Source organism: Scandinavium sp. (genome assembly GCF_051650185.1).
Classification (GTDB): Bacteria; Pseudomonadota; Gammaproteobacteria; order Enterobacterales; family Enterobacteriaceae; genus Scandinavium.
In genome coordinates this window covers 1-24,036 of sequence record NZ_JBOFIN010000104.1, presented here as the reverse complement: position 1 = coordinate 24,036, position 24,036 = coordinate 1, and the positions used below count along the sequence as shown (strand labels likewise).

The window sequence follows — 24,036 nt, the reverse complement described above, 5'->3', positions numbered from 1 at the left end:
GGTCAGTTAAAGAGGAATTACTATGTACTACGGATTTGACATTGGCGGCAGCAAAATTGCCCTTGGCGTCTTCGACGGTCAGCGGTGCCTGCAGTGGGAAAAGCGCATCGCCACGCCGCGAGAGAGTTATGACGCCTTCCTTCAGGCTGTTTGTGGGCTGGTTGCAGAAGCCGACGAGCGCTTTGGCGTAAAAGGCAGCGTCGGGATTGGTATCCCGGGGATGCCGGAAACCGAAGACGGCACGCTCTATGCCGCCAACGTCCCAGCCGCCAGCGGCAAACCGCTGCGCCGCGACCTTTCCTCCCTTCTTGACCGCGATGTCCGCCTCGATAACGACGCCAATTGTTTTGCCCTCTCTGAAGCCTGGGACGATGAATTCACCCAATATCCGCTGGTGATGGGGCTGATCCTCGGCACTGGCGTTGGCGGCGGACTGGTGTTGAACGGTAAATCGATAACCGGTCATAGCTACATCACCGGTGAATTTGGGCATATCCGTCTGCCGGTTGATGCACTTGAGGTCGTCGGGCGTGATTTCCCGTTAACGCGCTGTGGCTGCGGTCAGTTAGGCTGTATCGAAAACTACCTGTCCGGCCGAGGTTTTGCGTGGCTGTATAACCATTTCAATCAGCAGTCGCTCTCTTCCCCTGAAATCGTGGCACTGTGGGAACAGGGTGACACTGCCGCCCGCGAGCATGTTGAGCGTTATCTCGACTTGCTTGCCGTCTGTCTGGGCAATATTCTGACCATTGTCGACCCAAATTTAGTGGTGATTGGCGGTGGATTGTCTAACTTTACTGCGATAACAGAAGGCCTGGCAGCTCGTTTGCCGCGTCATCTGTTACCTGTGGCACGCGTTCCTCGTATCGAGCGTGCTCGCCATGGTGATGCCGGAGGAATGCGCGGTGCCGCATTCCTGCATCTCAAAGACTAATTACAGGGGCTTCTATGCAGTCGCGTCGCTTTCATCGACTCAGTCGTTTTCGCCTTACCAAACGCCGGTTGCACGATCGTCTGCGCCAGCGGGTGTTCTTCAGAGACCGTATTGCGCCTGAAGAGATGGGCAAGCCGAGAGTCGTGGTATTGACCGGCGCGGGGATCTCGGCTGAGTCCGGGATCCGCACATTTCGTGCAGCGGACGGTTTATGGGAAGAACATCGGGTAGAAGACGTGGCGACGCCGGAAGGTTTCGCTCGCGACCCGGCACTGGTGCAGGCTTTTTACAACGCTCGTCGTCTGCAATTGCAGCAACCTGAAATCCAGCCCAATGCGGCGCATCTGGCGTTAGCGAAGCTGGAAGAAGCGCTGGGCGATCGTTTCCTGCTGGTGACGCAGAACATCGATAACCTGCATGAAAGGGCAGGAAGCCAGCGTGTCGTCCATATGCACGGCGAACTGCTCAAAGTGCGCTGTGCGTGGAGCGGGCAGGTGCTGGAATGGACCGGCGATGTAACCGTTAACGACAAATGCCACTGCTGTCAGTTCCCACAGCCTCTGCGCCCACACGTGGTGTGGTTTGGCGAAATGCCACTGGGAATGGACGAAATCTACGAAGCGCTTGCGACGGCAGACGTCTTTATTGCCATCGGGACATCAGGCCACGTTTATCCTGCGGCCGGGTTTGTTCATGAAGCCAAACTGCAAGGCGCACATACCGTAGAGCTCAACCTCGAACCAAGCCAGGTCGGCAGTGAGTTTGAAGAAAAGCACTACGGTCTTGCCAGCGCTGTTGTGCCGGAGTTTATCGAGCGGCTGTTGAAGGGTTTGTAAATCAAATCTTATGCCGGATAAGCGTTAGCGCCATCCGGCATTGAAGGCATTACCGTCCCGCTTTTAACTTCTGGTAATAATCTTCGTAAATCCGGCTGGCATCGCCGACGTCGTTCTGCCATTCACCCTTTTTGATGGTATCCGCATCCGGGTAGAGCGTTTTGTCATTGGCGACTTTCGGATCCAAAAGCTTACGTGCGGCAAGATTAGGCGTGGGATAACCGATGGTTTCTGCGACCTGTTTTGCCACATCCGGGCGCAGCAGGAAGTTAATCAGCTTCAACGCACCGTCGACGTTTTTTGCATTAGACGGAATAGCGAGGCTATCCATCCAGAAGATGCCGCCTTCTTTAGGCCAGACAACTTCAAGCGGTGTACCGGCCTGACGGGCTACCCATGCTGACCCATTCCAGACCATCCCCAGATTCACTTCGCCTTCCATATACGGGTTTGCCGGGTTGTCGGAGTTGAATGCCGCCACGTTTGGTATCAGCTTTTGCAGCTCTTTATACGCCGCTTCAATTTCTTTCGGGTCGGTGGTGTTTCCTGAAAGGCCCAGTTTGCGCAGCGCGACCTGGAACACTTCACGCGCGTCGTCGGTCAGCAACAGGCTGCCTTTGTACTCAGGCTTCCACAGGTCTGCCCAACTGGTGACCGTTTTGGGGTCGATGGCGTCGCTGTTGACGCCAATCGCAGTGGCGCCCCAGATGTACGGAATAGAGTAGTCGTTATTCGGGTCAAACGGCTTGTTCAGCATCTCCGGGTCGAGGTTGCTGAAGTTAGTCAGTTTGCTCTTATCAATCTTCTGGATCATGCCTTCTTTGCGCATCTTGTCGACAAAGTAAGTCGATGGCACCACCAGGTCGTATGCGCCTTGCTTGTAGGTTTTCAGCTTGGCGTACATGGTTTCATTCGACTCGTAGGTCGAATAAATCACCTTGATCCCGGTCTCTTTGGTGAACTGTTCCAGCAGGCCTGGCGGTACGTATTCAGTCCAGTTGTAGAAATAAAGCGTTTTGCTGTCATCGGCATGCGCGGCGCCCATACCGAGCACCAGCGCTGCGGCGGCAAGCATTTTTTTCATTTCGGGGTCCCCTGAGATTTCGTTTTATCACGAGCAACAATCTGGCTGGCAATGACCATGACCAGAGAAAGCACTAACAGAATGGTGGCCAGCGCGTTGACTTCCGGTGACACGCCGACTTTAACCATAGAGTAAATCTTAAGCGGTAAAATTTCGTAGCCCGGCCCGGTGACGAAGGAGGACACCACCACATCATCCATCGATAACGTAAAGCTTAGCAACCAGCCCGCAGCGACGGCAGGCATCGCCAGCGGCAAAATGATTTTGCGCAAAATCGTCATTTCACTGGCGCCTAAATCCTTCGCTGCTTCCAGCATTCGCACATCAAAGCCTTTCAGGCGGGAATAGACGGTGACCACCACAAAAGGCAGGCAGAAGGTGATGTGGGAAAACAGCAGTGACCAGAAGCCGAGCTGAATGCCAATCAGCATAAACAGCACCAGCAGGGAAATCGCCATCACGATATCCGGTGACATCATCACCACAAACAGCATGCCGCTGACGAAAGGTTTGCCGCGAAAACGGTAGCGGTAAAGTGCGACAGCCGTCAGCGAGCCAATCAGCGTGGCGAAGGTGGCTGACAGCACCGCCATCGTCAGCGAGTGCTGCGCGGCCTGAAGCAGGCTGTCGTTGTTCATCAGCAGCCCGTACCATTTGGTGGTAAAGCCTTGCCAGTTAATGCCAAAGCGCGAGCTGTTGAACGAATTGACGATCAAAATAATGATCGGGATGTAAAGGTAAGCATAAATGGCGGTCATAAAACCGCCGCGAAGCAGTCGGCCGATCATTCGAGTTCCACCTTCTTGTTCAGCAGGCGAGAAGCACGCCAGTAAACCAGCAGCATCAGGCCCATCACCACCGTCAGGGTGATGCTGGTGGCTGCGCCAAACGGCCAGTCGCGAATATTGAGGAACTGACTCTTGATGACGTTACCGATCAGCAGGTTTTTCGCGCCGCCCATCAGATCTGACACGTAGAACAAGCCCATCGCAGGCAGCATCACCAGCAGGCAGCCGGCGATAATACCCGGCATCGTCAGCGGAAAAATGATGCGGATGAAGGTCTGCAGCTTGCCAGCGCCTAAATCTTTCGCCGCTTCCAGCAGCGGTTTATCCAGCTTTTCAATACTGGAATAAAGTGGCATGACCATAAACGGCAACAGAATATAGACCAGCCCGATGATGACCGCACCTGGCGTGTACATGATGCGAATCGGCGTGTCGATAACCCCGAGCCACAGCAGGAACTCGTTGAGATAGCCTTTGGTGCTGAGGAATATTTTCAGCCCGTAAATACGGATCAGCGAGTTAGTCCAGAACGGCACAATCAGCAGGAACAGCAGCAGTGGACGCACTTTTTGCGGCAGTCTCGCCAGGAACCAGGCGAAGGGATAACCGAGGATCAGGCTGGCCAGTGTCGCCAGAAAGGCCATATTCAGCGAATGCAGCAGGACATCGAAATAGAGGGGGTCAAGCAGGCGAGTGTAGTTGTCCAGCGTAAAGACCAGCCTGACGAAGCTTGCGTCATCGCGGGTCAGGAAGCTGGTCCCGATAATCATCAGGTTGGGCAGGAACACAAACACCACAAGCCAGCCGACGATGGTGGCGATCACCCCTTTCTGGAATTTACTTGTGTTCTTCATCAGCCAGCACCACTTCCCAGCTTTCAACCCAATTGATGGCCATTTTTTGATCCAGCGAATGGTCAAAATCCGGATCGTCTTCGTTGAAGAATTCGTTGACCAGCACCATTTTGCCGTTTTCCAGCTCAACCACCGACTCCAGGGTCATGCCTTTGTAGTTACGCTCGCGCACGTAGCCAATCAGGCCTTCGATGTGGTTATCGTCATTGATTTCATCGACACGTAAATCTTCCGGGCGCAGCAGCACGTTCAATTTCTGGCCTGGCTCGACGGCAAAGTTGACGTAGATGTTGCACTCGCGGCCTTCCACATCGGCGCGAACTCGCTGTTCATCCAGTCGTTCAATTACCGTGGCGGTGAACTGGTTGATTTCACCGATGAAGCTGGCGACGAACAAATTTTCAGGCTCTTCGTAAATTTCGCGAGGGGTGCCATCTTGCTCAATTTTTCCGTCGCGCATGACCACGATGCGGTCTGACATCGTCAGTGCTTCTTCCTGGTCGTGGGTCACAAAAACGAAGGTGATACCGAGCTTACGTTGCAGTGCTTTCAGCTCGTTTTGCATCTGCTTACGCAGTTTGTAGTCCAGCGCGGAAAGGGATTCGTCCAGCAGGAGCAAGCGGGGTTTGTTCACCACCGCGCGCGCAATGGCGACTCGCTGCTGCTGACCGCCAGAGAGCTGATGCGGTTTACGTTGGGCGAACTCTTCCAGCTGTACCATTCGTAGGGCTTCTGTCACGCGCGGCGTGATCTGATCGGCGGGCGCTTTTTGCATCCGTAGGCCAAAGGCGACGTTTTCGAACACGCTCATGTGTGGAAACAGGGCATAGCTCTGGAAAACGGTATTGACGTGACGGTTTTCGGCGGGGACATCGGTGATATCCTGGCCTTCAAGATGAATGCGGCCTGTATCGACGTTCTCAAGCCCGGCGATAAGACGCAATACGGTTGTTTTACCGCAGCCAGAGGGGCCAAGCAGCGTAAGGAATTCACCGTTATTGATGGTGAGGTTGAGATCTGAAATGACTGTTTTACCTTCAAAGCCTTTGCGAATCCCCGCTAACTGCACCAGCGGTGAAAGCGAACGCGATTGTGTATTCAATTTTTTACTCTGTCCCATGCAGGCGTAACGAAAGGCTGTCGTTACGGGGTTTGTGGTTAACCACCTTAGAGGTCTGACACATAATTAAGGGCTGGCATTCTACGGCAATCCCCTGAAATCGCCAATCTTTCTGCGCCCTTGTGGGCTACCTTTAAACCATTCGCACACTGAGCGGCAAAAAAAACGCATTTGCCGGGACAAAAGTGATCTGACGCAAGAGTTGTCGATCGGGGCTTACTGATAATGTTGTCACAAAAAACGAGGGCGACGACATGGATAAATTACTTGAGCGGTTTTTGCAGTACGTATCTCTGGACACACAGTCGAAGCCTGGCGTGCGTCAGGTGCCGAGCACTGAAGGGCAATGGAAGCTGCTGCGATTGCTCAAAGATCAGCTCGAAGAGATGGGGCTGGTTAACGTCACCCTGAGTGAGAAGGGCACCGTAATGGCCACTCTGCCGGCAAACGTGCAAGGCGACATTCCGGCCATTGGCTTTATCTCGCACGTGGACACCTCCCCGGATTTCAGCGGTAAAAATGTGAACCCACAGATTGTTGAAAACTACCGTGGGGGTGATATCGCCCTTGGGATTGGCGATGAAGTGCTTTCTCCGGTGATGTTCCCGGTGTTGCATCAACTGCTTGGGCAGACGCTTATCACCACCGATGGCAAAACGCTGCTCGGCGCAGACGACAAGGCCGGTGTCGCTGAAATTATGACGGCGCTCGCCGTGCTGAAATCGAAAAACATTCCGCACGGTGATATCCGTGTCGCATTTACGCCGGATGAAGAAGTGGGCAAAGGTGCGAAGCATTTTGATGTGCCAGCTTTTGATGCTCAATGGGCTTATACCGTTGATGGCGGTGGCGTGGGTGAACTGGAGTATGAAAACTTCAATGCTGCGTCGGTGACCATCAAAATCGTGGGCAACAATGTGCATCCTGGTACCGCAAAAGGCGTGATGGTGAATGCGCTGTCGCTGGCTACCCGTATTCATGCGGAAGTCCCTGCTGAAGAGAGCGCTGAACAGACAGATGGCTACGAAGGCTTTTTCCATCTCACCAGTATCAAAGGCACTGTCGATACCGCGCAGATGCACTACATCATCCGTGACTTCGACCGCAAGCAGTTCGAAGCCCGCAAGCGTAAGATGATGGAAATTGCCAAAAAGGTCGGCAAGGGGTTACACCCGGACTGCTATATCGAACTCATCATTGAAGACAGCTACTACAACATGCATGAGAAGGTGATGGAGCATCCGCATATCATCGAGATTGCCCAACAGGCGATGCGTGATTGTGATATCGAACCGGACATGAAGCCGATTCGCGGCGGCACCGACGGTTCCCAGCTGTCCTTCATGGGATTACCGTGCCCGAACATCTTTACCGGCGGGTATAACTACCACGGCAAACATGAGTTTGTGACGCTGGAAGGAATGGAAAAAGCGGTTCAGGTGATCGTGCGAATTGCGGAACTGACCGCGAAAGCGAAATAAAAAAACGCCCGGGACGTCGGGCGTTTTCACATCTGGTTCGTAGGCCCGGTAAGCGGCAGCGCCACCGGGCATTTCTTCAATTAATCCTCAAAGAACCAGTACCCGCTGTTGACCAGCGCGGCTAACATCGCCAGGAAGGAAGGATCTTCCAGCGCATCACCGAACTGTTCTGCTGTCAGCACTATGTGGCTTGCCAGCGCATCCAGGGCCGGGCGGTGCGGAGAGTCAATTTTCTCGCCATTGACGAACACTTCGCCGTCAATGCGCAGTACGCGCAGGCCGCCGAGGCGCACCAGTTTGTCACCTTGTTGCAGCGCGTCATAAATCTCATCAGCCTGATAAGGCGGCTCCGGCGGGGAGACATCCAGCTCATGGCGAGACTGGCTGACAAACTCACCAAACCACTGCTTGAAGTGCTCTGGCTGGTTGATAAGGCCAAGCATCATCTCACGCAGTTTATCCAGCTCCTGCGGCAGAATATCGGCCGGATGGGCGCGTGGGGCGACATCAGGGTCGGTATAACGATAGGTGCCCAGCTCGCGCTGCAGAACGTAATCGGCGAAGCCGCTGATAAGCTCTTTGCCGCTTGGCGCGCGGAAGCCGACGGAGTAGTTCAGCGAGTTTTCCAGCGAGTAGCCTTCGTGCGGGAAGCCTGGTGGAATATAGAGGATATCGCCCGGCTCCATCTCTTCATCGATGATGGCATCGAACGGATCGACCTGCAGCAAATCCGGGTGTGGGCAGTGCTGTTTCATCGGCACTTTGTCGCCCACGCGCCAGCGACGGCGTCCGGTACCCTGGATGATAAACACGTCGTACTGATCGAGATGCGGACCCACGCCGCCGCCGGGCACGGAGAAGGAGATCATCAGATCGTCAATTCGCCAGTCCGGCAGGGCGCGGAAAGGGCGCATCAGCGCGGCGGTGGGCTCGTGCCAGTGGTTAACGGCCTGCACCAGCAGCGACCAGTTATTCTCGCTGAGGTGATCGTAGCTCTGGAACGGACCGTGGCTGACCTGCCATTTGCCTTCGTGATGGCTGACAAGGCGGCTGTCCACTTCGTCTTCCATGGCAAGGCCTGCCAGCTCATCCGGGGAGATCGGATCTACGAAGTTAGTGAAGCCGCGCTTCAGCACCACCGGGCGTTTTTGCCAGTAGCGTTCGATGAAGTCAGGCCAGTTAAGCGATAAGTGATAATCCATGATGTTTTATTCCACAGGCAGGTTTCTGTTGGGATTATAACGGATAGCGCCGCCCGGCGATGCAGGCGACGGTAAAATAAGTGACTCAGGGCTCTTTCGTTTCCGGATGCTGGCGACCGAATATGACTTCCATTTTCGCCCCGCCGAGAGGGCTGTCTCCTGGCAAAATTTTGCCGTCGTACTGTTCGACAATTTCCCTTGCGACAGAAAGCCCAACGCCCTGGCCGGGGCGCAGCGTGTCAGCCCTTTGCCCGCGGTCAAACACCATATCACGCTTGCTGTTGGGAATGCCCGGGCCGTCGTCTTCCACAATAATGTGCAGATGTTCATCGGTCTGGCGGGCCGAGACTTCAACGAACTCCAGGCAATATTTGCAGGCGTTATCGAGCACATTGCCCAGTACTTCCATAAAGTCATTACGCTCGCCAACGAAGCTAATCTCCGGCGAGATATCCAGCGTGATATTGACCCCTTTGCGTTGGTAAACCTTGTTCAAAGCAGACGTCAGGTTATCAAGCAAAGGTGCGACCGGATGCAGCTCACGGCTCAACAGCATATTGCCGCTGCGCATGCTGGCGCGATGCAGGTAATAGCCAATCTGCTGGGAAATGCGACTAATTTGCTCCAGCATCACCGGCTCGGCATCATCGACGCTCAGCTTATTGCCGCGAAGAGAACGCAAGGTGCTTTGCAGCACGGCGAGCGGGGTTTTCAGGCTGTGAGTCAGGTCGGTGAGCGTGGTGCGGTATTTGTCGTAGCGCTCACGCTCGCTTTTAAGCAGGCGATTAAGGTTCATCACCAGATGGGTCAGTTCGCGTGTGGTTTCCGGGTTCAGCGTTTCGCGGTTATGTTCTTCCAGCTCACGCACTTCTTTCACCAGTGACTCGATAGGGCGCAAACTCCACCAGGCCGCCACCCAAAGCAAAGGAATGACCAGCAGCAGGTTGGCAGCCAGCACGTAGATAAACCAGCTCCACACCATATACGAACGTTTAAGTTCGATAGGAATGGTGTCCACTACGACAATCGTCAGTTGCGGCATGCGTCCGGTCGCCGGATAGATATTGACCGCCACAGAGTGCGTCATCTCTGAACTGTCGTCCTGCTGGCGAAGCTCATCCAGCTGGCGCATAACTTCGTGGTCGTTACGCAAAAGCATGCTGGACGATCCCACATCGGCCTCGATTTCATGGAACCCGTTGTTTTTAAGCCAGTCGGGATGGATGCGTTTTTGCAGCCAGGGCAGATCGCGCTGCGCCCACATCAAATGCCCCTCTTTGTCGTAAATCAACGCCATCGTCGGGCTTTGCAGATTCAGGTTATCCGGAATTTTTACGCTGAGCTTGTTATCTTCCCAGCGGGCGAGGGTGTAGAAAAGGTTGCTCTCGCCACGCAGTAAGCGAAAGGTGGTTTTATCAAAGCTGACGCTGTACCCCACCAGCGCGACCATGCCATAGGCCAGCGAAAGCACCAGTACAACGGCGGCTGTCGCCAGCAAAAAGCGGACGCGCAGAGAGAGCGGTAACACGTGCCTGAGCATTTTTTTCATCCGCGAAGTTCGAACAGGTAGCCCTGGCCTCGCACGGTGGTGATCACATCATGAGGATACTGCGCCTGGATTTTCTTACGTAAGCGCCCCATCAGGACGTCGATGGTGTGGCTCTCGCGCAGTTCAGCATCCGGATAGAGTTGCAGCATCAGGGAGTCTTTGCTGACGACTTTGCCGTTGTTGCGGATCAGCGTTTCCATGATGGTGTATTCAAACGCGGTCAGCTTAATCACTTCGTTGTTCACCGACAGCTCGCGGCGAGAGAGATCAACCTGAAACGGTGGCAGCGTAATCACCTGAGAGGCCAGGCCGCTGTTCCGGCGCAATAAAGCCTGCATACGAGCCGCCACTTCTTCAATATGGAAGGGTTTGGTGACGTAATCATCGGCGCCCGCGCTCAGGACTTCGACTTTATCCTGCCAGCCTTCTCGAGCCGTCAGCACCAGCACGGGCACTGAAATTTCGTTACTGCGCCAGCGGCGAATCATGGTCAGGCCGTCTTCGTCCGGCAAACCGAGATCGACAATCGCGATGTCCGGCACATGTTCACCCAGATAGTAATCCGCTTCCTTCGCATCTTCCGCCGCATCAACCTGGTGGCCGAGTTCCTGAAGCTGAACCTTTAAGTGGTGACGCAAAAGTGCATTGTCTTCCACAACGAGTACGCGCATAGGGGGGCTCCCTTTTCATTTTCGATTTGAATAGTTTAACGCGATTATGTGGGGGCGGGGATAAACATCAGATAAACAGGGGAGGAAGGGCCTCTCTTTCCTGGCTGAGCAGGAAAGAGAGGCGAGACAACTTACTTCAGTTCGTCGACCATGGCGATCGCGCGGCCGATGTAGTTGGCTGGGGTCATTTCTTTCAGGCGAGTTTTTTCGTGCTCTGGCACGGCCAGGCTGTCGATAAACTGCTTCATGCCTTCGGCATCGACACGTTTACCGCGGGTCAGCTCTTTCAGCTTCTCGTACGGCTTTTCGATGCCGTAGCGGCGCATCACGGTCTGAATGGGCTCAGCCAGCACTTCCCAGTTGCTGTCCAGTTCAGCGAGCAGACGATCGCGGTTCACTTCCAGTTTGCTCACGCCCTTCAGGGTGGACTGATAAGCAATCAGTGCGTAGCCCATACCCACGCCGAGGTTACGCAGCACGGTGGAATCGGTCAGATCGCGCTGCCAGCGGGAAACCGGCAGTTTGCTCGCCAGGTGTTGCAGCACGGCGTTAGAGAGACCCAGGTTGCCTTCAGAGTTTTCGAAGTCAATCGGGTTAACTTTGTGCGGCATGGTGGACGAGCCAATTTCACCGGCAATGGTTTTTTGTTTGAAGTGGTTCAGGGCGATGTAGCCCCACACATCACGGTCGAAATCGATAATGATGGTGTTAAAGCGCGCCATGCAGTCGAACAGCTCGGCGATGTAGTCGTGCGGTTCAATCTGGGTGGTGTACGGGTTCCACTGAATGCCCAGTGAAGTGACAAACTCTTCGCTGAACTGGTGCCAGTCCACTTCCGGGTACGCGGCGATGTGGGCGTTATAGTTGCCCACCGCGCCGTTGATTTTGCCGAGGATTTCCACCTGGTTCAGCTGGCGATACTGACGTTCCAGACGGTACGCCACGTTAGCCATTTCTTTGCCCATGGTGGACGGCGTGGCGGGCTGACCGTGAGTACGGGAAAGCAGAGGGATATCGCGATACTGCACGGCGAGATCTTTTACCGCATCAATCAGTTTGCGCCAGTAAGGCAGCACCACTTCATCACGCGCGGTTTTCAGCATCAGTGCGTGGGAAAGGTTGTTGATGTCTTCAGAGGTACAGGCGAAGTGAATAAATTCAGACACGGCATGCAGGGCAGGGACTTCCGCCACTTTCTCTTTCAGGAAGTACTCAACCGCTTTGACGTCGTGGTTGGTGGTGCGCTCGATGGTTTTAATACGCGCAGCGTCTTCTTCGTTAAAGCCAGCGACGATTTTATCGAGGAAACCGTTTGCGTCGGCAGCAAAAGCAGGAACTTCCTTGATCGCTGCGTGCGCGGCTAATTTTTGCAGCCAGCGTACTTCAACCTGTACACGGAATTTCAGCAAACCGTATTCGCTGAAAATACCGCGCAGCGCGCTGACTTTATCCCCGTAGCGTCCATCGACAGGGGAAACGGCGGTCAGTGAGGATAATTCCATAGATCATAACTCCGGAGTTAAATGAGCAAGAATTTGTTTGGCCTGAGTGGTCAGGCGATGACGAGAAAACATCAGTTGCAGACGGCCACCGCCGACCTGGTGCCACAGCACTGCGGCGCGGATCCCGGCGAGCAGGCTGGCACGAACTTTGGCCTGAACCTGCGGGCTTTGCAGCACGGCAGGGGAGCCAGTGACCTGAATACGTGGGCCTAGTGGGCTAACCACATCAACATAAATGGCTGCCATGGCGCTCAGCAGCGTTTCAGACTGCAAATCAAAATGATCCAGCTGGCGCTGCAGGCCATTGATGCGATCGCCGAGCGTATCCATCGCGCCCTTGGCGGCAGCCAGTTTACGCTCCAGCACCATCAGGCTTAAGGTATAACGCGTCAGTTCAGCGTTCAGACCCTGGCGACTGCTGGCGTTGAGCACCCCGAGCAGGGTTTCCAGACCGAGGCGAAGATTGGCTTCACTGCCACCGAAAACACCCAGCGTGGAATCCGGGTTGAGATCGATAACGCTGTTCAGCGAGACGTGCAGGGCATCGCTATCGCAGTGCCCCTGATGCGCCAGCTGCTGAACCAGACGAGCTGACTGGCAAATCCCGGCCAGCGCCAGCGTGATGTCATAATAGTTCTTCGCCACTAAAACTCCTTTCGGTGTGCCGTGTAAGTCTTAAACTGGCAGCGGCAGGCGCTGCTCAATAATGCCGCCACCGAGGCACACTTCACCGCTGTAGAACACAGCAGACTGGCCTGGCGTTACGGCGGAAACGGGCTCGTCAAAGCGAACCTCAATTCTGTCTTCATCCAGTGCGGTAATGGTGCACGGAATGTCTGTCTGACGGTAGCGGGTTTTCACGGTGCAGCGCACGGTGCCTGCCAGCGGTTGGCGATCGACCCAGTGCAACTGCTGGGCAATCAGCCCCACAGACATCAGGCGAGGATGATCGTGACCCTGTGCAACCACCAGAATATTGTTCTCGACGTCTTTATCAACGGTGTACCACGGCTCTTCGCTGCCGTCTTTGGTGCCGCCAATTCCCAGGCCTTTACGCTGGCCGAGAGTGTGGTACATCAGACCCTGATGCTCACCAATCACGTCGCCGTCGACGGTAACGATTTTGCCCGGTTGGGCTGGCAGGTAGCGACCGAGGAACTCGCGGAATTTGCGCTCGCCGATAAAGCAGATACCGGTGGAATCTTTTTTCTTCGCGGTGATGAGATCGAGCTCTTCGGCAATGCGGCGTACTTCAGGCTTTTCCAGTTCGCCCACAGGGAACAGGCTTTGAGCGATTTGCTCATGACCCAGCGTATAGAGGAAATAGCTCTGGTCTTTGTTGCCGTCCAGACCGCGCAGAAGCTGGCTTTTGCCGTTGACGTCAGCACGGCGCACATAGTGGCCGGTGGCGATGTAATCGGCACCTAAATCTTCGGCAGCAAATTCGAGGAAGGCTTTAAATTTGATCTCTTTGTTGCACAGAATATCCGGGTTTGGCGTACGACCTGCTTTGTATTCTTCGAGGAAGTGCTCGAAGACGTTATCCCAGTACTCTGCGGCAAAGTTAACGGTGTGCAGCTCAATGCCGAGCTTATCGCACACGGCCTGGGCATCTGCCAGATCCGCGGCAGCAGTACAATATTCCTCGCCGTCGTCCTCTTCCCAGTTCTTCATGAACAGGCCTTCTACTTTATAGCCCTGCTGTTGCAGCAGGTAAGCAGAAACGGAGGAATCGACACCGCCGGACATCCCGACGATCACTTTTTTTGGGCTTTCTGACATTGGAATACTCACGACATTGAACTTCAAGGCGGCGTATTCTATCACGCAGCCCCGGTGTGATCACCCTTTGTGAAAGGCCAGTTAAATTCGCCGATACTCTCCAGCGGCAGACGTTGTCCGCTTTGCCAGCAGCGGATACTTTCAGCCACTAACGGAGAACGCAGGTGAGAGGCGGTAAGTATTTCTTCCGCACTGAGCCACAAACACCGATCGATGTCGTCGTCGTGGGGTTCAGTAGCGCACGTATCGTTAAGTTCTATCGAGAATAAAAAACGCAGGAAGGGCGTTTTATCGGGGGCGATCCATTGATGCATGCGAACCAGACTCTGGGGTGTCGCGCGAATGCCGGTTTCTTCCCACAGCTCGCGTTCCGCGGCCTGCACCAGCGTTTCGTCGGCTTCGAGATGCCCGGCAGGCTGATTCCAGGTGGCTTTGCCGTTGACGGTTTCTTCAACGATCAGGAACTTACCTTTGGCGTGAACAACGCAAGCGACGGTAACGTGCGGTTTAAACATGGTTAATTCCTTATCAGGCATCCCGCCATTCACCGTTAGCGAGATTATCCAGGGTGTAGTCGCCCATCGCGTAGCGAATCAGGCGCAGAGTGGGGTAGCCGACATGCGCCGTCATACGACGAACCTGACGGTTCCGTCCTTCATATAGCGTCACTTTCAACCAACTGGTCGGGATAGCTTTACGCTCGCGAATAGGCGGGTTGCGCGGCCAAAGCCACTCAGGTTCATCAACCAGTTCAATGCCCGCAGGCAGTGTCGGGCCGTCGTTGAGGGTCACGCCCGTACGCAAAGCATTCAGTGCGGATTCATCCGGCGCACCTTCCACCTGGACGAAATAGATTTTCCCTGTACGCTTGCCCGGCTGAGTCAGTCTTGCTTGTAACGCGCCATCGTTGGTCAGCACCAGTAACCCTTCGCTGTCGCGATCCAGTCGACCTGCCGCATACACACCCTGAACGTTGATATAGTCCTTCAGCGTGCTGCGCCCGGCCTCGTCGGTAAACTGGGGCAAAACATCGTAGGGTTTATTGAACAGAATCACCCTTTTTGGGTGGCTTTCTTTGCGTTGTCTGGTGTCAAGGCGTGAGCTGAATCGCTCAACCCGGTGATTTCTAAAAGAAGTTTTAGTCATGGTATTTTCAGGCTGGGTCAATTGCCGCATTATAGCCTAATAACGAAGACCTTTCATGGAACCCAACAATCAGGTAGTATCAACCAGCTCATTACAAATCATTAACAAAAAATATTGCTCACACTTGTTCGCGTTGCGGTAATAAAGCTTCGCACCCAGGACGCGAAGAGAACGGGCAATCACCAGAAGCGCTCGAAGGAGAAGTTGATGGAAAGCAAAGTAGTTGTTCCGGCGGAAGGCCAAAAAATCACCCTGCAAAACGGCAAACTCAACGTTCCTCACAACCCTATCATCCCTTTCATTGAAGGTGATGGTATCGGCGTTGACGTCACTCCGCCGATGATTAAAGTAGTGAATGCTGCCGTAGAGAAAGCCTACAAAGGCGAGCGTAAAATTTCCTGGATGGAAATTTACACCGGCGAAAAATCTACTCATGTCTATGGTCAGGATGTCTGGCTGCCAGCCGAAACGCTGGATCTAATTCGTGAATATCGCGTTGCCATCAAAGGCCCACTGACCACCCCAGTCGGTGGCGGTATTCGTTCTCTGAACGTTGCTCTGCGCCAGGAGCTGGATCTTTACGTTTGCCTGCGCCCGGTACGTTACTACCAGGGTACGCCAAGCCCGGTGAAACACCCGGAACTGACCGACATGGTTATCTTCCGTGAAAACTCCGAAGACATCTATGCGGGCATCGAATGGAAAGCGGACTCTGCTGATGCAGAAAAAGTGATCAAGTTCCTGCGTGAAGAGATGGGCGTGAAGAAAATTCGCTTCCCTGAACACTGCGGTATCGGCATCAAACCATGTTCAGAAGAAGGCACCAAACGTCTGGTGCGTGCAGCGATTGACTACGCTATCACCAACGATCGCGACTCTGTGACTCTGGTTCACAAAGGCAACATCATGAAGTTCACCGAAGGCGCTTTCAAAGACTGGGGTTACCAGCTGGCGAAAGAAGAATTCGGCGGTGAGCTGATCGATGGCGGCCCGTGGCAGAAGATCAAAAACCCGAAAACCGGCAAAGAAATCATCATCAAAGACGTTATCGCCGATGCGTTCCTGCAGCAGATCCTGCTGCGTCCGGCTGAGTACGACGTTATCGCCTGTATGAACCTGAACGGCGACTACATTTCTGACGCCCTGGCAGCACAGGTCGGTGGTATCGGTATCGCGCCAGGCGCGAACATCGGTGACGAGTGCGCACTGTTCGAAGCTACCCACGGCACCGCGCCTAAGTATGCTGGTCAGGATAAAGTGAACCCAGGTTCCGTGATCCTGTCCGCAGAAATGATGCTGCGTCATATGGAATGGTTCGAAGCCGCAGACCTGATTGTTAAAGGCATGGAAGGCGCAATTGCTGCCAAAACCGTGACCTATGACTTCGAACGTCTGATGGAAGGCGCTAAGCTGCTGAAATGTTCAGAGTTTGGTGACGCGATCATCGCGAACATGTAATCTGTTTGCTGGATTGCAATGAAAAATGGGAGCCGAAAGGTTCCCGTTTTTTTGTCACATATTTTCTTATTTGCCTGAACAATAAAGCAGGTGCAGCAGACAGAAACATAGCGATGTCGGTTATCTGGTGGTTAATTCAGATGCAGAAAATAACGTTCCGCAGTAAGGGCACAGGAGGGGGCTGTTTTTTTTGATTCGGGATGGACTGTGCATCGATTGTTTTTCGCATTTCGGACAGGTACATCCGGCAGGCTGGGAAGGGCGAAGTTGACGATTTTTACGTTCAGCCATGTGGTTTCCTTTTTTGGTTGGCGCGAAACAATACCTTAAGCAAAAACAAAAAGCGCTAACTCATTTCAGAAATACGCAGATTAAGAGGAAACCGAACCGCACTGACAAATCTTTCTGAGATATACCTTGCGTAGAAAAGTTAATCATGCGTTAATGGCTCATCGGTTTGAACAAAAACGTTATCTGAAACAGTTTTCTTAAGTCGTTCTCATCATCTTCTCTTCCTTTGATGTCTCTTCTTCAGTTTTCTCAGTACCCGATAGTTTCTTCAGACCAGCACTGCCTGCGGGCGAAATATAATTAAAGGTAAAAATATATGTCTACTAAAATGACTGGTTTAGTTAAATGGTTTAATGCCGAGAAAGGTTTCGGTTTTATTACCCCAAAAGACGGTAGCAAAGACGTGTTTGTGCACTTCTCCGCTATCCAGAGCAATGATTTCCGTACTCTTTACGAAAATCAGGAAGTTGAATTCTCCGTTGAAGCAGGTCCTAAAGGTCCATCCGCTGTCAACGTGGTCCCGCGTTGAGGGCCTGAAGATTACTGATTCAATCCACTTTCGCTGTCCTTGCTGCCACGGATTGCAATACCGTACCTCATCGTTTGATGTGTCGGAAAAAAATCCGCATGGTGCAAAATGTATATTTTGCAAATCAGCAATGGTGACCTTCGATAATATTTATACCTGGCATCGACCAGTTTCTGCTTCTGTCGAATACAGAAAATAGAGTCCGACTCGTCAGATAAATATTTCAGGACGGTGACCGACATTTATCCCGTACCGGAGCACAAATGAAAAAAGTCCTCGTGTTTTTTAACGCAGAACCGCTCGTTGTTGTCTCGGTAAAACCGGATGAAACATCAATATCACGTGAATATCCGAATGGCGAAACGGCAAATTTAAAAATAATGTCTGCCAGTTTTGCCTCATTGACGGGTGATCATCACGTGGTACATGTCGCCACAGACAGAGAATTAGCCGCAGAAGACATTCTTAAAGCCGCTGAAAAATATCTCTAATGTTTGATTGTCTTTTTAACCGCCCACCCGGGCGGTTTTTTTATGCCTGAAATAAATATCAGCTAAATAATTTGCCTTTCAGCAGAGTAAGACCTTCTGACAGTAAATCCTGCTGACTGTTGACCTTGCCTTCCGGCGAAAGCGTATCGACAACTTTCGGCAGATGTTCGGCAATCAGGTTAGAAGCTGTTTGCGGATCGATACCCAACTTTTCAGCCAGCGAAGCGACAGCAGGGGAGCCGAGCGCAGAGGTCACCTGGTCCGGCGATACGGGGTGGTTGGCTCCACTGCTTATCCATGATTCAACGATTCCGCCCAGCCCACCCTGCTGGAATTTCTCCACTAAGGCAGCAATGCCGCCTTGTTCATTAATCCAGGACAAAATGGCCTGATAGGTTCCGGCCTGGCCTTCTTGCCCACCGAACATACCGGCAACTTGATCGAAGAGACTCATCAGCGATTCCTCAGGGTTTGTTAGGAATGATCAATACCTGGCCCGGATAGATTTTATCCGGATGCTTAAGCATCGGCTTGTTGGCTTCAAAAATACGTGGGTATTCATTCGGGGTTCCGTACTCAGCTTTTGAAATCGCGCTGAGTGTATCGCCGGATTTCACCGTGTAGTAGCGGCTTTCAGCGCCGGGTTGTGCTGCGGTTAAGCTGTCATTGACCTGCGATATTCCGGCAACATTTCCTACGGCCACCAGGATTTTCTCTTTCGCTTCCTGAGTGAGTCCATCTCCTGTCACCGTGGCGGTGCCATCGCTGGCGACGTCAACTTTTACATTTTCCGCACCAGGAATGCCCAGTTCAGTAATGTGTGACTCCAGCTTTTTACTCTGCGCATCGCCGTCATGACTGGTGACGGCATCCCAGAGTTTTTCACCTGCCTCTTTAACAAAGCTAAATAATCCCATCGGGTTCTCCTCATTGAGAGAGGGCGGCTCTTGTGAGTCAAGAGCGCTTCACCGTGGTTAATTATATGCGACAGACCGCAGGTGAGGTTGTTTTTTGAACAGCGAAGAGGGCGGCAAAGCCCATTGCGAAGACTGATGAATGAAAAATCAACACCCAACATCTAAGGGACACAAAGAGATAGGTGTTTACAGGCTTTGATGTTAAAAATGCGCTCAGCATAGCCATTGAAGGACCGCTGTCATGTCGGCAGGAAAATATAAGACCAAAAAGGGAATACGCTTTGTGCTTGCCGTGGGGTTTATTTTTGTTATCGCGCTGGTCATTGTCGGGCGAGCAACCTTCGGCGGGGCAGTTCAGGACTCCGATTTTCAATACAGCGATGACTCTCTGTTCTTCATGCAGAGTGCGATAGTGTTCGTTTACAGCACAGTCTTTACTTTGCTCTGCGCCATTCCACTGGGTTTTGTTCTTCTGGAAGCAGATCCCAGCTCGCAAAAGTGATTTCGGGCTCTCAGATGGCAGAAAACGGCAGCTTCCGCTAAATTGTCTCTGAATAATAAAGCAATTTTTAGTTAGTGGTGTTGTGGTGAAGAATGTTCAGGATGCGCTGAGAAAACGACAGGCACTGCTGATATCAGCGGTCGTGACGTTGCTGTGTGTGACCGTTTACGTGATTTTCATCCATCAAAAGCGTCTGACCGGCGTGAATGAAGGCATGAACGCCATGGTCACGCAAATGACCACGGTCTTTAATGACAATGAACTGATAGCCGATGCAACAGGCGTGCGTTTTCAACAAATTCGTGGCACCAGCGAATGCGGCGGTTTATCAGGTTTTCGTCCTCGGGATGGCCATGCCTGGGCCATTAATGGCGACAGCGGTCATCTCAATCCTCGCATCGGCACGCTGGTTTCCCGCACTCAGAATTTAGATGCCAGCTGCATGTTTAGCGCCGCGGAATTTATTCGTTCCCGAATCAATGCCCTTAACCCTGGCCGCTTTGATGCGCATCGCTATATTATTTCCCGCGATGCCAGCTGGTTTTACTGGTTTATGCCCCACGACTCTGTTCCGTTCCACTTCTCTGACTCGAAAATGGCAGACGAGCCCAGTGAGTTTTTTAAAGCGCCAGATTCCTTCTACAACCGCCTGCTGCTCAAAGACGTCCGCGAGAAAGCGAGCAGCGCAACCAACTTTTACACTGACAAGATAACGGGCGAAACGGCCTATAGCGTCGTCAGCTATATCTATGATTTGTCCGGGGCCGAAGTCAGCGATCAGATTGTCGGCTATCTGCTTTACGATCATTCACTCTCCGAATTGCGCGAGTCTTTAGCGGCTGCTTTTGGTGGCACTGTTCCTCCGGCGTTAATGGTGGATTTAGTGAATACGCCGACCCGAAAATCCCTGTGTCTGACGGAGGTCTGCTACTGGATGGGGGACACTGAAACTCGCGAGGTGTCTGCTAAATACCAGTTCCGCTATGAGCTCCCGGTCTACCTGTTCGTACTCAATGATGCTTCAGCGTGGTCAGCGATTTTGCTGGCGCCTGTCATCTTCTTGCTGCTGGCCTGGATTGTGCGTCGTCGGTTAAATCTCAGTGATGTCAAAGTTTACACCGACCCGCTGACCGGCTGCTTTACGCGTAAAATTCTCGAGTTCGTGCGGGAGCGGGCGGAGGACTACTCGGTCGTGGTGCTGATGGATTGCAACAAGTTTAAAACCATCAACGATACCTGGGGGCATAACACCGGCGACAGGGCGCTTCAGGTGATTGCCCAGCGAATGATGTCCAGCGTGCGGGAAGAAAAAGATGTGGTGATTCGAACCGGCGGGGATGAGTTTGTGATCCTGCTTGAGCACGCCTCACTTGAGGCTGCACAAAATGTGGCGCAGCGAGTAGCCAGAGAAATCTCGGCGCATGATTTTATTGCCAGCGGTGAAGTCATCCATTTGTCGGTTTCATGGGGCCTGGCGGAGTTTCATGACGATCTGGACGTCACCATCCAGCAGGCGGACGCCGATATGTACCGAATGAAACAGGCGCGTCAGGATGCGACCCTGACCTGCTGACGGGCTTTTTTGTCGAGATACATCGCTGCGTCTGCGGCCTGAATCGCGCTTTCTGCGTCCATTTCCTGCGGGCAGACATCAATGGTGCCAATGCTCGCGCCGGGATAGTGGATCCCGTGATCGCCCAACTGATAAACGCCCTGAATTTGTCGACGTAGTAATTCGACAAAGGCCGTTTTTTTGATATTGGTCGTGATTTCACAGGCCACCAGGAACTCATCGCCCCCGATACGTCCGACAATATCTTCGTGGCTCATCACCGAAGTCAGGCGCTGTCCGACCTGGATCAGGAACTCATCGCCAGCCTGATGGCCGTGAATATCATTAATCTCTTTGAAATCATCCAAATCGATAAAGGCGACCAGCACGCGTGAGCCATTGTTACGCGCGTGGGTAAACAGAGCGTCAAGTTGCTCGTACACCGCACGGCGGTTAGAAAGGCCTGTCAGCGCATCCGTATAAGAGTGGGCAATTAATGCGGCGTTCGCTTCACGCAGCTGCGCGACAAGGGACTCTTTTTCGATATAACGGGCAATCAGGCTCGCAAACAGGTGCAGCACGTGCTCGCTGTTGATGCTGAAGTTATGTTGGTCGCGGCTGGAGGCGCACAGTGTCCCGTACAGGGAGCCGTCGGCAAGATGAACCGGGGTGGTGAAAAAGGTGTTGATGCCGAGCGCCTGGGCGGCTTCGCAGTCTCCCCAACGATGGCGAACATCGTTACTGAAATAGCACTCTTCATCCACTGCGCGTTTGCACAGAGACTCATCCCAGGGCAGGGAGTGGCCTTCGGGGATCTGCATATCGCTGGTGTTACGGGCATAAACCACGTGCTGCAAGCGAGTGCTGTTGTCGACACGTGTCAGATAGGTCGATTCCATATGCGTCACCATCTCAAGCATCTCCAGCAGTTGCCGGACGAGGCTCTCAAGGGATTGTTCCGTTGCAAGGGTTTGTGAAACGCGGGCGAGAATAATATCTGACATTTTCTGGAAACTCCCGTGCACTTCAACAGCGAAGACGGCACGCTATGCTGAATAAATCGACTATCCATCATAGTAAACCATGAATACATCAAATTTTATACATCGAAAGCAGGAGAATGGGACGAATTTCCCCTTAAAAAGCCCCGCCGGGGGCGGCGGGGAAAACTCATTGATTATGGAATGATCTGTTCTCTGGTCAGTGCGAGAACAGTCCTAATTTAATTTGCAAAAGTGCAGTTAAAATGAAGAAATAGTGAAGATTAAAGCGAAATCAACCCATTGTAAGGACGTTACCGTGAAGAAATATGCCGGAATGATGTTGCCCCTGCTGATGGCGGGATGTGCCAGCCAGCACAACGATGCGCCGCCACCGCCAGCCATTGGTATGGCAAATCCTGCTGCCGTTTATTGCCAACAGAAAGGCGGAACAAGCGTGCCAGTAGAAACCCCGCAAGGTGTTCGAAGCGACTGTAAACTGCCGAATGGCGAAGTGATCGATGAATGGACGCTTTACCGCCGAGATCATCCGCAGTCGTGACATTGCGTTGCTCTCCAGGGTAGAATGTTTATTAAGATTTTTCCTAATATCAATCCTGACGAGAGCACCATGATTCAGCTTAAACCGGGCACCGTGGCAATGATTATCGGGGCTCGTACTTCCGCTGGCCGAGTCAACATCGGCAAATCCGTTTCTTTGTTCGCCCTGTGCCAGCCTGGCGAGCGTCTGCTTAATCCCATCAACGGGGTCGTGACCGAACTGCCAGGAGAGGCGCTGCGGGCGTTATGGCTGGTGACGGGCGATATTCAATCTGTTGACGGTCAGGCCGGTTTTGCGTTTGTGCGCCCGGAGCATTTGATGCCGTTAACCCCGGACGCACTGCCTGCGGACGAACTCGCAAAAATCATGGAGTAAGGCTGGATAGCCACTCTGCCAGCACTCGCGCATGGTTACGCTGGGTGTTGGTGGCGGCATACAGCAACGTTACCGTTTGCTGCAGCCCAAGGGCTGCAAGTCTTTTGCCATCCTCCAGGTTGTTTTCAAGTTCCGCCCGGTAGTGCTGACAGAAGGTCGGGAAGTCAATCACCTCGCTGTGAAAGGCTTTGCGAAGCTCATTTGAGGGCGTCAGCGTTTTACACCACTCGTCGTGAGTCAACGCCTCTTTCCTGATGCCGCGAGGCCAAAGTCGATCAACCAGAACCCGATAGCCGTCATCCGCCGAAACAGGGTCATAGACACGCTTACACTGGATCATTCCTTTTCCTCCTGTTGCTGCTTTACCCAAGGGTAATACGTTGCGTGGGAAGAAGAAACTCTCGCCACCTGCCATTTAAGGGGATTGTGGCCTGAGGAAAATCCCGGTAATCTGAGGTTCCTTATGAAGTCCAAAAACTGCTGCTCATAAGGAACCCCTCATGGAACACACTCCCGCTAAAAAAACGTTGCGTATTGCCCTTGTGGGCGACTTCAATCCGGATGTGATTGCCCATCAGGCGATCCCGCTGGCCATCGATGATGCTGCCGCCGTACAGGAACTGACGGCTGATTACGACTGGATTGCCACCACTGAGGTAGGCAGTGCAGAAGATCTTGTTGGCTATGACGCAATCTGGGTTGTTCCGGCAAGCCCTTATAAGAATGCAGAAGGTGCGTTTACCGCTATTCGCTACGCGCGTGAAAATAGTATCCCTTTCCTTGGCACCTGTGGCGGTTTTCAGCACGCGATCATCGAATATGCCCGTAATGTGCTGGGCTGGCGTGACGCGGCGCACGCCGAAACCGACAGCGAAGGGCGCATGGTTATCGCCCCGCTAAGCTGTTCGCTGGTGGAAAAGTCAGATGTGATTGAGCTGCGGGCGAATACCCTGATTGCTAAAGCGTACGGTCGTCTGAGCATCGAAGAGGGCTATCACTGCAACTACGGTATATCCCAGGACTTTGCTTCAGAACTGGAAGAAGGCGCGCTGCGAGTGACGGGCTGGGATGAAGAAGGGGAGATTCGCGCAGTCGAGCTCATCACCCATCCGTTCTTTGTCGGGACGCTGTTCCAGCATGAGCGTAACGCGCTGGCCGGGCGTCCTGCTCCGCTGGTTCATGCGTTTTTACGTGCTGCGGCTAACTGATCCCGAGATCGCAGGCCGGGTCAGGCGTTAGCCGCCACCCGGCAAAATAGCCACCTTCGCTGAGGTGAAATGCCCGGCGGCGCTGTGTATGACCGGATACATAGGTGACAGATCAGACCGGGAACATAGGTAACACTTTTTAGTCTATCCGGACCACACTCTGGGTTTTGCGGTCGTAGTACGCAAGTGTTATTCCATTAAAGATGATGGCCTCCAGGCCAT

The 24,036-nt window shown here is 53.2% G+C and carries 29 protein-coding genes; 12 read left to right on the top strand and 17 right to left on the bottom strand.

The window, feature by feature from the left end; genetic code table 11:
- The first annotated feature begins 22 nt into the window (after positions 1–22).
- The gene (gene nagK, locus ACRCWW_RS13630) at positions 23–934 is read left to right on the top strand and encodes an N-acetylglucosamine kinase (protein WP_438682892.1); all 912 of its coding nucleotides are present in this window, start codon (positions 23–25) and stop codon (positions 932–934) included.
- A gap of 14 nt (positions 935–948) precedes the next feature.
- Entirely contained in the window at positions 949–1,770 is an 822-nt protein-coding gene (cobB, locus tag ACRCWW_RS13625; protein WP_438682891.1) for a Sir2 family NAD+-dependent deacetylase, read from the top strand.
- 49 nt (positions 1,771–1,819) lie between these two features.
- On the opposite strand, the gene potD is transcribed toward cobB, so the two are convergent.
- The 4 genes from potD to potA are packed head-to-tail and all read right to left on the bottom strand — an operon-like array spanning position 1,820 to position 5,616.
- On the bottom strand, positions 1,820–2,854 hold the full coding sequence (potD, locus tag ACRCWW_RS13620; RefSeq protein ID WP_438682890.1) for a spermidine/putrescine ABC transporter substrate-binding protein PotD: 1,035 nt from the start codon (positions 2,852–2,854) through the stop codon (positions 1,820–1,822).
- Positions 2,851–3,642 carry a spermidine/putrescine ABC transporter permease PotC gene (gene potC, locus ACRCWW_RS13615; protein ID WP_438682889.1) on the bottom strand — a complete coding sequence of 264 codons (792 nt, stop codon included), beginning with the start codon at positions 3,640–3,642 and terminating at the stop codon, positions 2,851–2,853. Before potC ends, potD begins: the two co-directional genes overlap by 4 nt.
- Entirely contained in the window at positions 3,639–4,496 is an 858-nt protein-coding gene (gene potB, locus ACRCWW_RS13610; RefSeq protein ID WP_438682888.1) for a spermidine/putrescine ABC transporter permease PotB, read from the bottom strand. Before potB ends, potC begins: the two co-directional genes overlap by 4 nt.
- Complete coding sequence (gene potA, locus ACRCWW_RS13605) at positions 4,480–5,616, bottom strand: spermidine/putrescine ABC transporter ATP-binding protein PotA (protein WP_438682887.1); 1,137 nt, start codon at positions 5,614–5,616, stop codon at positions 4,480–4,482. The genes potB and potA overlap by 17 nt, the downstream gene beginning before the upstream one ends.
- Positions 5,617–5,870: 254 nt before the next feature.
- Here potA and pepT point away from each other — a divergent pair, with 254 nt between their 5' ends.
- On the top strand, positions 5,871–7,097 hold the full coding sequence (gene pepT, locus ACRCWW_RS13600) for a peptidase T (protein WP_438682886.1): 1,227 nt from the start codon (positions 5,871–5,873) through the stop codon (positions 7,095–7,097).
- Between the two features lie 80 nt (positions 7,098–7,177).
- On the opposite strand, the gene ACRCWW_RS13595 is transcribed toward pepT, so the two are convergent.
- The 8 genes from ACRCWW_RS13595 to rluE all read right to left on the bottom strand — a co-directional run bounded on the left by ACRCWW_RS13595 (position 7,178) and on the right by rluE (position 14,979).
- The gene (locus tag ACRCWW_RS13595; RefSeq protein WP_438682885.1) at positions 7,178–8,299 is read right to left on the bottom strand and encodes a ribosomal protein uL16 3-hydroxylase; all 1,122 of its coding nucleotides are present in this window, start codon (positions 8,297–8,299) and stop codon (positions 7,178–7,180) included.
- Between the two features lie 85 nt (positions 8,300–8,384).
- Entirely contained in the window at positions 8,385–9,848 is a 1,464-nt protein-coding gene (gene phoQ / locus ACRCWW_RS13590; RefSeq protein WP_438682884.1) for a two-component system sensor histidine kinase PhoQ, read from the bottom strand.
- On the bottom strand, positions 9,845–10,519 hold the full coding sequence (gene phoP / locus ACRCWW_RS13585; RefSeq protein WP_438682883.1) for a two-component system response regulator PhoP: 675 nt from the start codon (positions 10,517–10,519) through the stop codon (positions 9,845–9,847). Before phoP ends, phoQ begins: the two co-directional genes overlap by 4 nt.
- A 131-nt stretch (positions 10,520–10,650) precedes the next feature.
- Entirely contained in the window at positions 10,651–12,021 is a 1,371-nt protein-coding gene (gene purB, locus ACRCWW_RS13580) for an adenylosuccinate lyase (RefSeq protein ID WP_438682882.1), read from the bottom strand.
- A gap of 3 nt (positions 12,022–12,024) precedes the next feature.
- Positions 12,025–12,666: a high frequency lysogenization protein HflD gene (gene hflD / locus ACRCWW_RS13575; protein ID WP_330981999.1), complete on the bottom strand. Its 642-nt coding sequence runs from the start codon at positions 12,664–12,666 to the stop codon at positions 12,025–12,027.
- 30 nt (positions 12,667–12,696) lie between these two features.
- Entirely contained in the window at positions 12,697–13,803 is a 1,107-nt protein-coding gene (gene mnmA / locus ACRCWW_RS13570) for a tRNA 2-thiouridine(34) synthase MnmA (protein ID WP_438682881.1), read from the bottom strand.
- A gap of 41 nt (positions 13,804–13,844) precedes the next feature.
- Positions 13,845–14,318 carry an NUDIX hydrolase gene (locus tag ACRCWW_RS13565; RefSeq protein WP_438682880.1) on the bottom strand — a complete coding sequence of 158 codons (474 nt, stop codon included), beginning with the start codon at positions 14,316–14,318 and terminating at the stop codon, positions 13,845–13,847.
- 13 nt (positions 14,319–14,331) lie between these two features.
- Positions 14,332–14,979 carry a 23S rRNA pseudouridine(2457) synthase RluE gene (gene rluE / locus ACRCWW_RS13560; RefSeq protein WP_438682879.1) on the bottom strand — a complete coding sequence of 216 codons (648 nt, stop codon included), beginning with the start codon at positions 14,977–14,979 and terminating at the stop codon, positions 14,332–14,334.
- Positions 14,980–15,156: 177 nt separating this feature from the next.
- Between rluE and icd the strand changes: the two genes are divergently transcribed.
- Positions 15,157–16,407 (top strand): NADP-dependent isocitrate dehydrogenase, encoded by a 1,251-nt coding sequence (gene icd, locus ACRCWW_RS13555; protein WP_330981994.1) that lies wholly within the window; start codon positions 15,157–15,159, stop codon positions 16,405–16,407.
- 120 nt (positions 16,408–16,527) lie between these two features.
- Here icd and ACRCWW_RS13550 read toward each other — a convergent pair whose 3' ends face one another.
- Positions 16,528–16,698: a YnfU family zinc-binding protein gene (locus tag ACRCWW_RS13550; RefSeq protein ID WP_438682878.1), complete on the bottom strand. Its 171-nt coding sequence runs from the start codon at positions 16,696–16,698 to the stop codon at positions 16,528–16,530.
- Positions 16,699–17,014: 316 nt separating this feature from the next.
- Here ACRCWW_RS13550 and cspE point away from each other — a divergent pair, with 316 nt between their 5' ends.
- The 3 genes from cspE (at position 17,015) to ACRCWW_RS13535 (ending at position 17,718) form a co-directional block, all read left to right on the top strand.
- The gene (cspE, locus tag ACRCWW_RS13545) at positions 17,015–17,227 is read left to right on the top strand and encodes a transcription antiterminator/RNA stability regulator CspE (protein ID WP_438682877.1); all 213 of its coding nucleotides are present in this window, start codon (positions 17,015–17,017) and stop codon (positions 17,225–17,227) included.
- Between the two features lie 10 nt (positions 17,228–17,237).
- Positions 17,238–17,426, top strand: coding sequence for a cold shock small protein YmcF (ymcF, locus tag ACRCWW_RS13540; protein ID WP_438682916.1), 189 nt, complete (start codon positions 17,238–17,240; stop codon positions 17,424–17,426).
- 64 nt (positions 17,427–17,490) lie between these two features.
- Complete coding sequence (locus ACRCWW_RS13535; protein WP_438682876.1) at positions 17,491–17,718, top strand: hypothetical protein; 228 nt, start codon at positions 17,491–17,493, stop codon at positions 17,716–17,718.
- 58 nt (positions 17,719–17,776) lie between these two features.
- On the opposite strand, the gene ACRCWW_RS13530 is transcribed toward ACRCWW_RS13535, so the two are convergent.
- Together ACRCWW_RS13530 and lysM are read right to left on the bottom strand one after the other, a co-directional pair.
- Positions 17,777–18,172, bottom strand: a complete 396-nt coding sequence (locus tag ACRCWW_RS13530; protein ID WP_438682875.1) for a YidB family protein — start codon at positions 18,170–18,172, stop codon at positions 17,777–17,779.
- 10 nt (positions 18,173–18,182) lie between these two features.
- Positions 18,183–18,635 carry a peptidoglycan-binding protein LysM gene (lysM, locus tag ACRCWW_RS13525; RefSeq protein ID WP_438682874.1) on the bottom strand — a complete coding sequence of 151 codons (453 nt, stop codon included), beginning with the start codon at positions 18,633–18,635 and terminating at the stop codon, positions 18,183–18,185.
- Between the two features lie 241 nt (positions 18,636–18,876).
- Between lysM and ACRCWW_RS13520 the strand changes: the two genes are divergently transcribed.
- Both ACRCWW_RS13520 and ACRCWW_RS13515 read left to right on the top strand, forming a co-directional pair.
- Complete coding sequence (locus ACRCWW_RS13520) at positions 18,877–19,137, top strand: DUF2534 family protein (protein ID WP_438682873.1); 261 nt, start codon at positions 18,877–18,879, stop codon at positions 19,135–19,137.
- Between the two features lie 85 nt (positions 19,138–19,222).
- Positions 19,223–20,710 (top strand): GGDEF domain-containing protein, encoded by a 1,488-nt coding sequence (locus ACRCWW_RS13515; protein ID WP_438682872.1) that lies wholly within the window; start codon positions 19,223–19,225, stop codon positions 20,708–20,710.
- Here the strand turns inward: ACRCWW_RS13515 and ACRCWW_RS13510 are convergent.
- Positions 20,686–21,693 (bottom strand): sensor domain-containing diguanylate cyclase, encoded by a 1,008-nt coding sequence (locus ACRCWW_RS13510; protein WP_438682871.1) that lies wholly within the window; start codon positions 21,691–21,693, stop codon positions 20,686–20,688. The two genes, ACRCWW_RS13515 and ACRCWW_RS13510, sit on opposite strands and share 25 nt — an antisense overlap.
- Before the next feature lie 313 nt (positions 21,694–22,006).
- Between ACRCWW_RS13510 and ACRCWW_RS13505 the strand changes: the two genes are divergently transcribed.
- Both ACRCWW_RS13505 and ACRCWW_RS13500 read left to right on the top strand, forming a co-directional pair.
- Positions 22,007–22,231 carry a putative hemolysin gene (locus ACRCWW_RS13505; protein ID WP_438682915.1) on the top strand — a complete coding sequence of 75 codons (225 nt, stop codon included), beginning with the start codon at positions 22,007–22,009 and terminating at the stop codon, positions 22,229–22,231.
- A gap of 69 nt (positions 22,232–22,300) precedes the next feature.
- Positions 22,301–22,606 (top strand): hypothetical protein, encoded by a 306-nt coding sequence (locus tag ACRCWW_RS13500; protein ID WP_438682870.1) that lies wholly within the window; start codon positions 22,301–22,303, stop codon positions 22,604–22,606.
- Here ACRCWW_RS13500 and ACRCWW_RS13495 read toward each other — a convergent pair.
- The gene (locus ACRCWW_RS13495) at positions 22,596–22,946 is read right to left on the bottom strand and encodes a DUF488 domain-containing protein (RefSeq protein ID WP_438682869.1); all 351 of its coding nucleotides are present in this window, start codon (positions 22,944–22,946) and stop codon (positions 22,596–22,598) included. The two genes, ACRCWW_RS13500 and ACRCWW_RS13495, sit on opposite strands and share 11 nt — an antisense overlap.
- 160 nt (positions 22,947–23,106) lie before the next feature.
- Here ACRCWW_RS13495 and ACRCWW_RS13490 point away from each other — a divergent pair, with 160 nt between their 5' ends.
- On the top strand, positions 23,107–23,814 hold the full coding sequence (locus ACRCWW_RS13490) for a CTP synthase C-terminal region-related (seleno)protein (protein ID WP_438682868.1): 708 nt from the start codon (positions 23,107–23,109) through the stop codon (positions 23,812–23,814).
- Positions 23,815–24,036: the final 222 nt, after the last annotated feature.

Excerpts from the sequence above, each read along its gene's own strand:
- nagK (WP_438682892.1), top strand. The coding sequence starts at position 23 with ATGTACTACGGATTTGACATTGGCGGCAGCAAAATTGCCCTTGGCGTC.
- cobB (WP_438682891.1), top strand. The coding sequence starts at position 949 with ATGCAGTCGCGTCGCTTTCATCGACTCAGTCGTTTTCGCCTTACCAAA.
- potD (WP_438682890.1), bottom strand. The coding sequence starts at position 2,854 with ATGAAAAAAATGCTTGCCGCCGCAGCGCTGGTGCTCGGTATGGGCGCC.
- potC (WP_438682889.1), bottom strand. The coding sequence starts at position 3,642 with ATGATCGGCCGACTGCTTCGCGGCGGTTTTATGACCGCCATTTATGCT.
- potB (WP_438682888.1), bottom strand. The coding sequence starts at position 4,496 with ATGAAGAACACAAGTAAATTCCAGAAAGGGGTGATCGCCACCATCGTC.
- potA (WP_438682887.1), bottom strand. The coding sequence starts at position 5,616 with ATGGGACAGAGTAAAAAATTGAATACACAATCGCGTTCGCTTTCACCG.
- pepT (WP_438682886.1), top strand. The coding sequence starts at position 5,871 with ATGGATAAATTACTTGAGCGGTTTTTGCAGTACGTATCTCTGGACACA.
- ACRCWW_RS13595 (WP_438682885.1), bottom strand. The coding sequence starts at position 8,299 with ATGGATTATCACTTATCGCTTAACTGGCCTGACTTCATCGAACGCTAC.
- phoQ (WP_438682884.1), bottom strand. The coding sequence starts at position 9,848 with ATGAAAAAAATGCTCAGGCACGTGTTACCGCTCTCTCTGCGCGTCCGC.
- phoP (WP_438682883.1), bottom strand. The coding sequence starts at position 10,519 with ATGCGCGTACTCGTTGTGGAAGACAATGCACTTTTGCGTCACCACTTA.
- purB (WP_438682882.1), bottom strand. The coding sequence starts at position 12,021 with ATGGAATTATCCTCACTGACCGCCGTTTCCCCTGTCGATGGACGCTAC.
- mnmA (WP_438682881.1), bottom strand. The coding sequence starts at position 13,803 with ATGTCAGAAAGCCCAAAAAAAGTGATCGTCGGGATGTCCGGCGGTGTC.
- ACRCWW_RS13565 (WP_438682880.1), bottom strand. The coding sequence starts at position 14,318 with ATGTTTAAACCGCACGTTACCGTCGCTTGCGTTGTTCACGCCAAAGGT.
- rluE (WP_438682879.1), bottom strand. The coding sequence starts at position 14,979 with ATGCGGCAATTGACCCAGCCTGAAAATACCATGACTAAAACTTCTTTT.
- icd (WP_330981994.1), top strand. The coding sequence starts at position 15,157 with ATGGAAAGCAAAGTAGTTGTTCCGGCGGAAGGCCAAAAAATCACCCTG.
- ACRCWW_RS13550 (WP_438682878.1), bottom strand. The coding sequence starts at position 16,698 with ATGGCTGAACGTAAAAATCGTCAACTTCGCCCTTCCCAGCCTGCCGGA.
- cspE (WP_438682877.1), top strand. The coding sequence starts at position 17,015 with ATGTCTACTAAAATGACTGGTTTAGTTAAATGGTTTAATGCCGAGAAA.
- ACRCWW_RS13535 (WP_438682876.1), top strand. The coding sequence starts at position 17,491 with ATGAAAAAAGTCCTCGTGTTTTTTAACGCAGAACCGCTCGTTGTTGTC.
- ACRCWW_RS13530 (WP_438682875.1), bottom strand. The coding sequence starts at position 18,172 with ATGAGTCTCTTCGATCAAGTTGCCGGTATGTTCGGTGGGCAAGAAGGC.
- lysM (WP_438682874.1), bottom strand. The coding sequence starts at position 18,635 with ATGGGATTATTTAGCTTTGTTAAAGAGGCAGGTGAAAAACTCTGGGAT.
- ACRCWW_RS13520 (WP_438682873.1), top strand. The coding sequence starts at position 18,877 with ATGTCGGCAGGAAAATATAAGACCAAAAAGGGAATACGCTTTGTGCTT.
- ACRCWW_RS13510 (WP_438682871.1), bottom strand. The coding sequence starts at position 21,693 with ATGTCAGATATTATTCTCGCCCGCGTTTCACAAACCCTTGCAACGGAA.
- ACRCWW_RS13505 (WP_438682915.1), top strand. The coding sequence starts at position 22,007 with ATGATGTTGCCCCTGCTGATGGCGGGATGTGCCAGCCAGCACAACGAT.
- ACRCWW_RS13500 (WP_438682870.1), top strand. The coding sequence starts at position 22,301 with ATGATTCAGCTTAAACCGGGCACCGTGGCAATGATTATCGGGGCTCGT.
- ACRCWW_RS13495 (WP_438682869.1), bottom strand. The coding sequence starts at position 22,946 with ATGATCCAGTGTAAGCGTGTCTATGACCCTGTTTCGGCGGATGACGGC.
- ACRCWW_RS13490 (WP_438682868.1), top strand. The coding sequence starts at position 23,107 with ATGGAACACACTCCCGCTAAAAAAACGTTGCGTATTGCCCTTGTGGGC.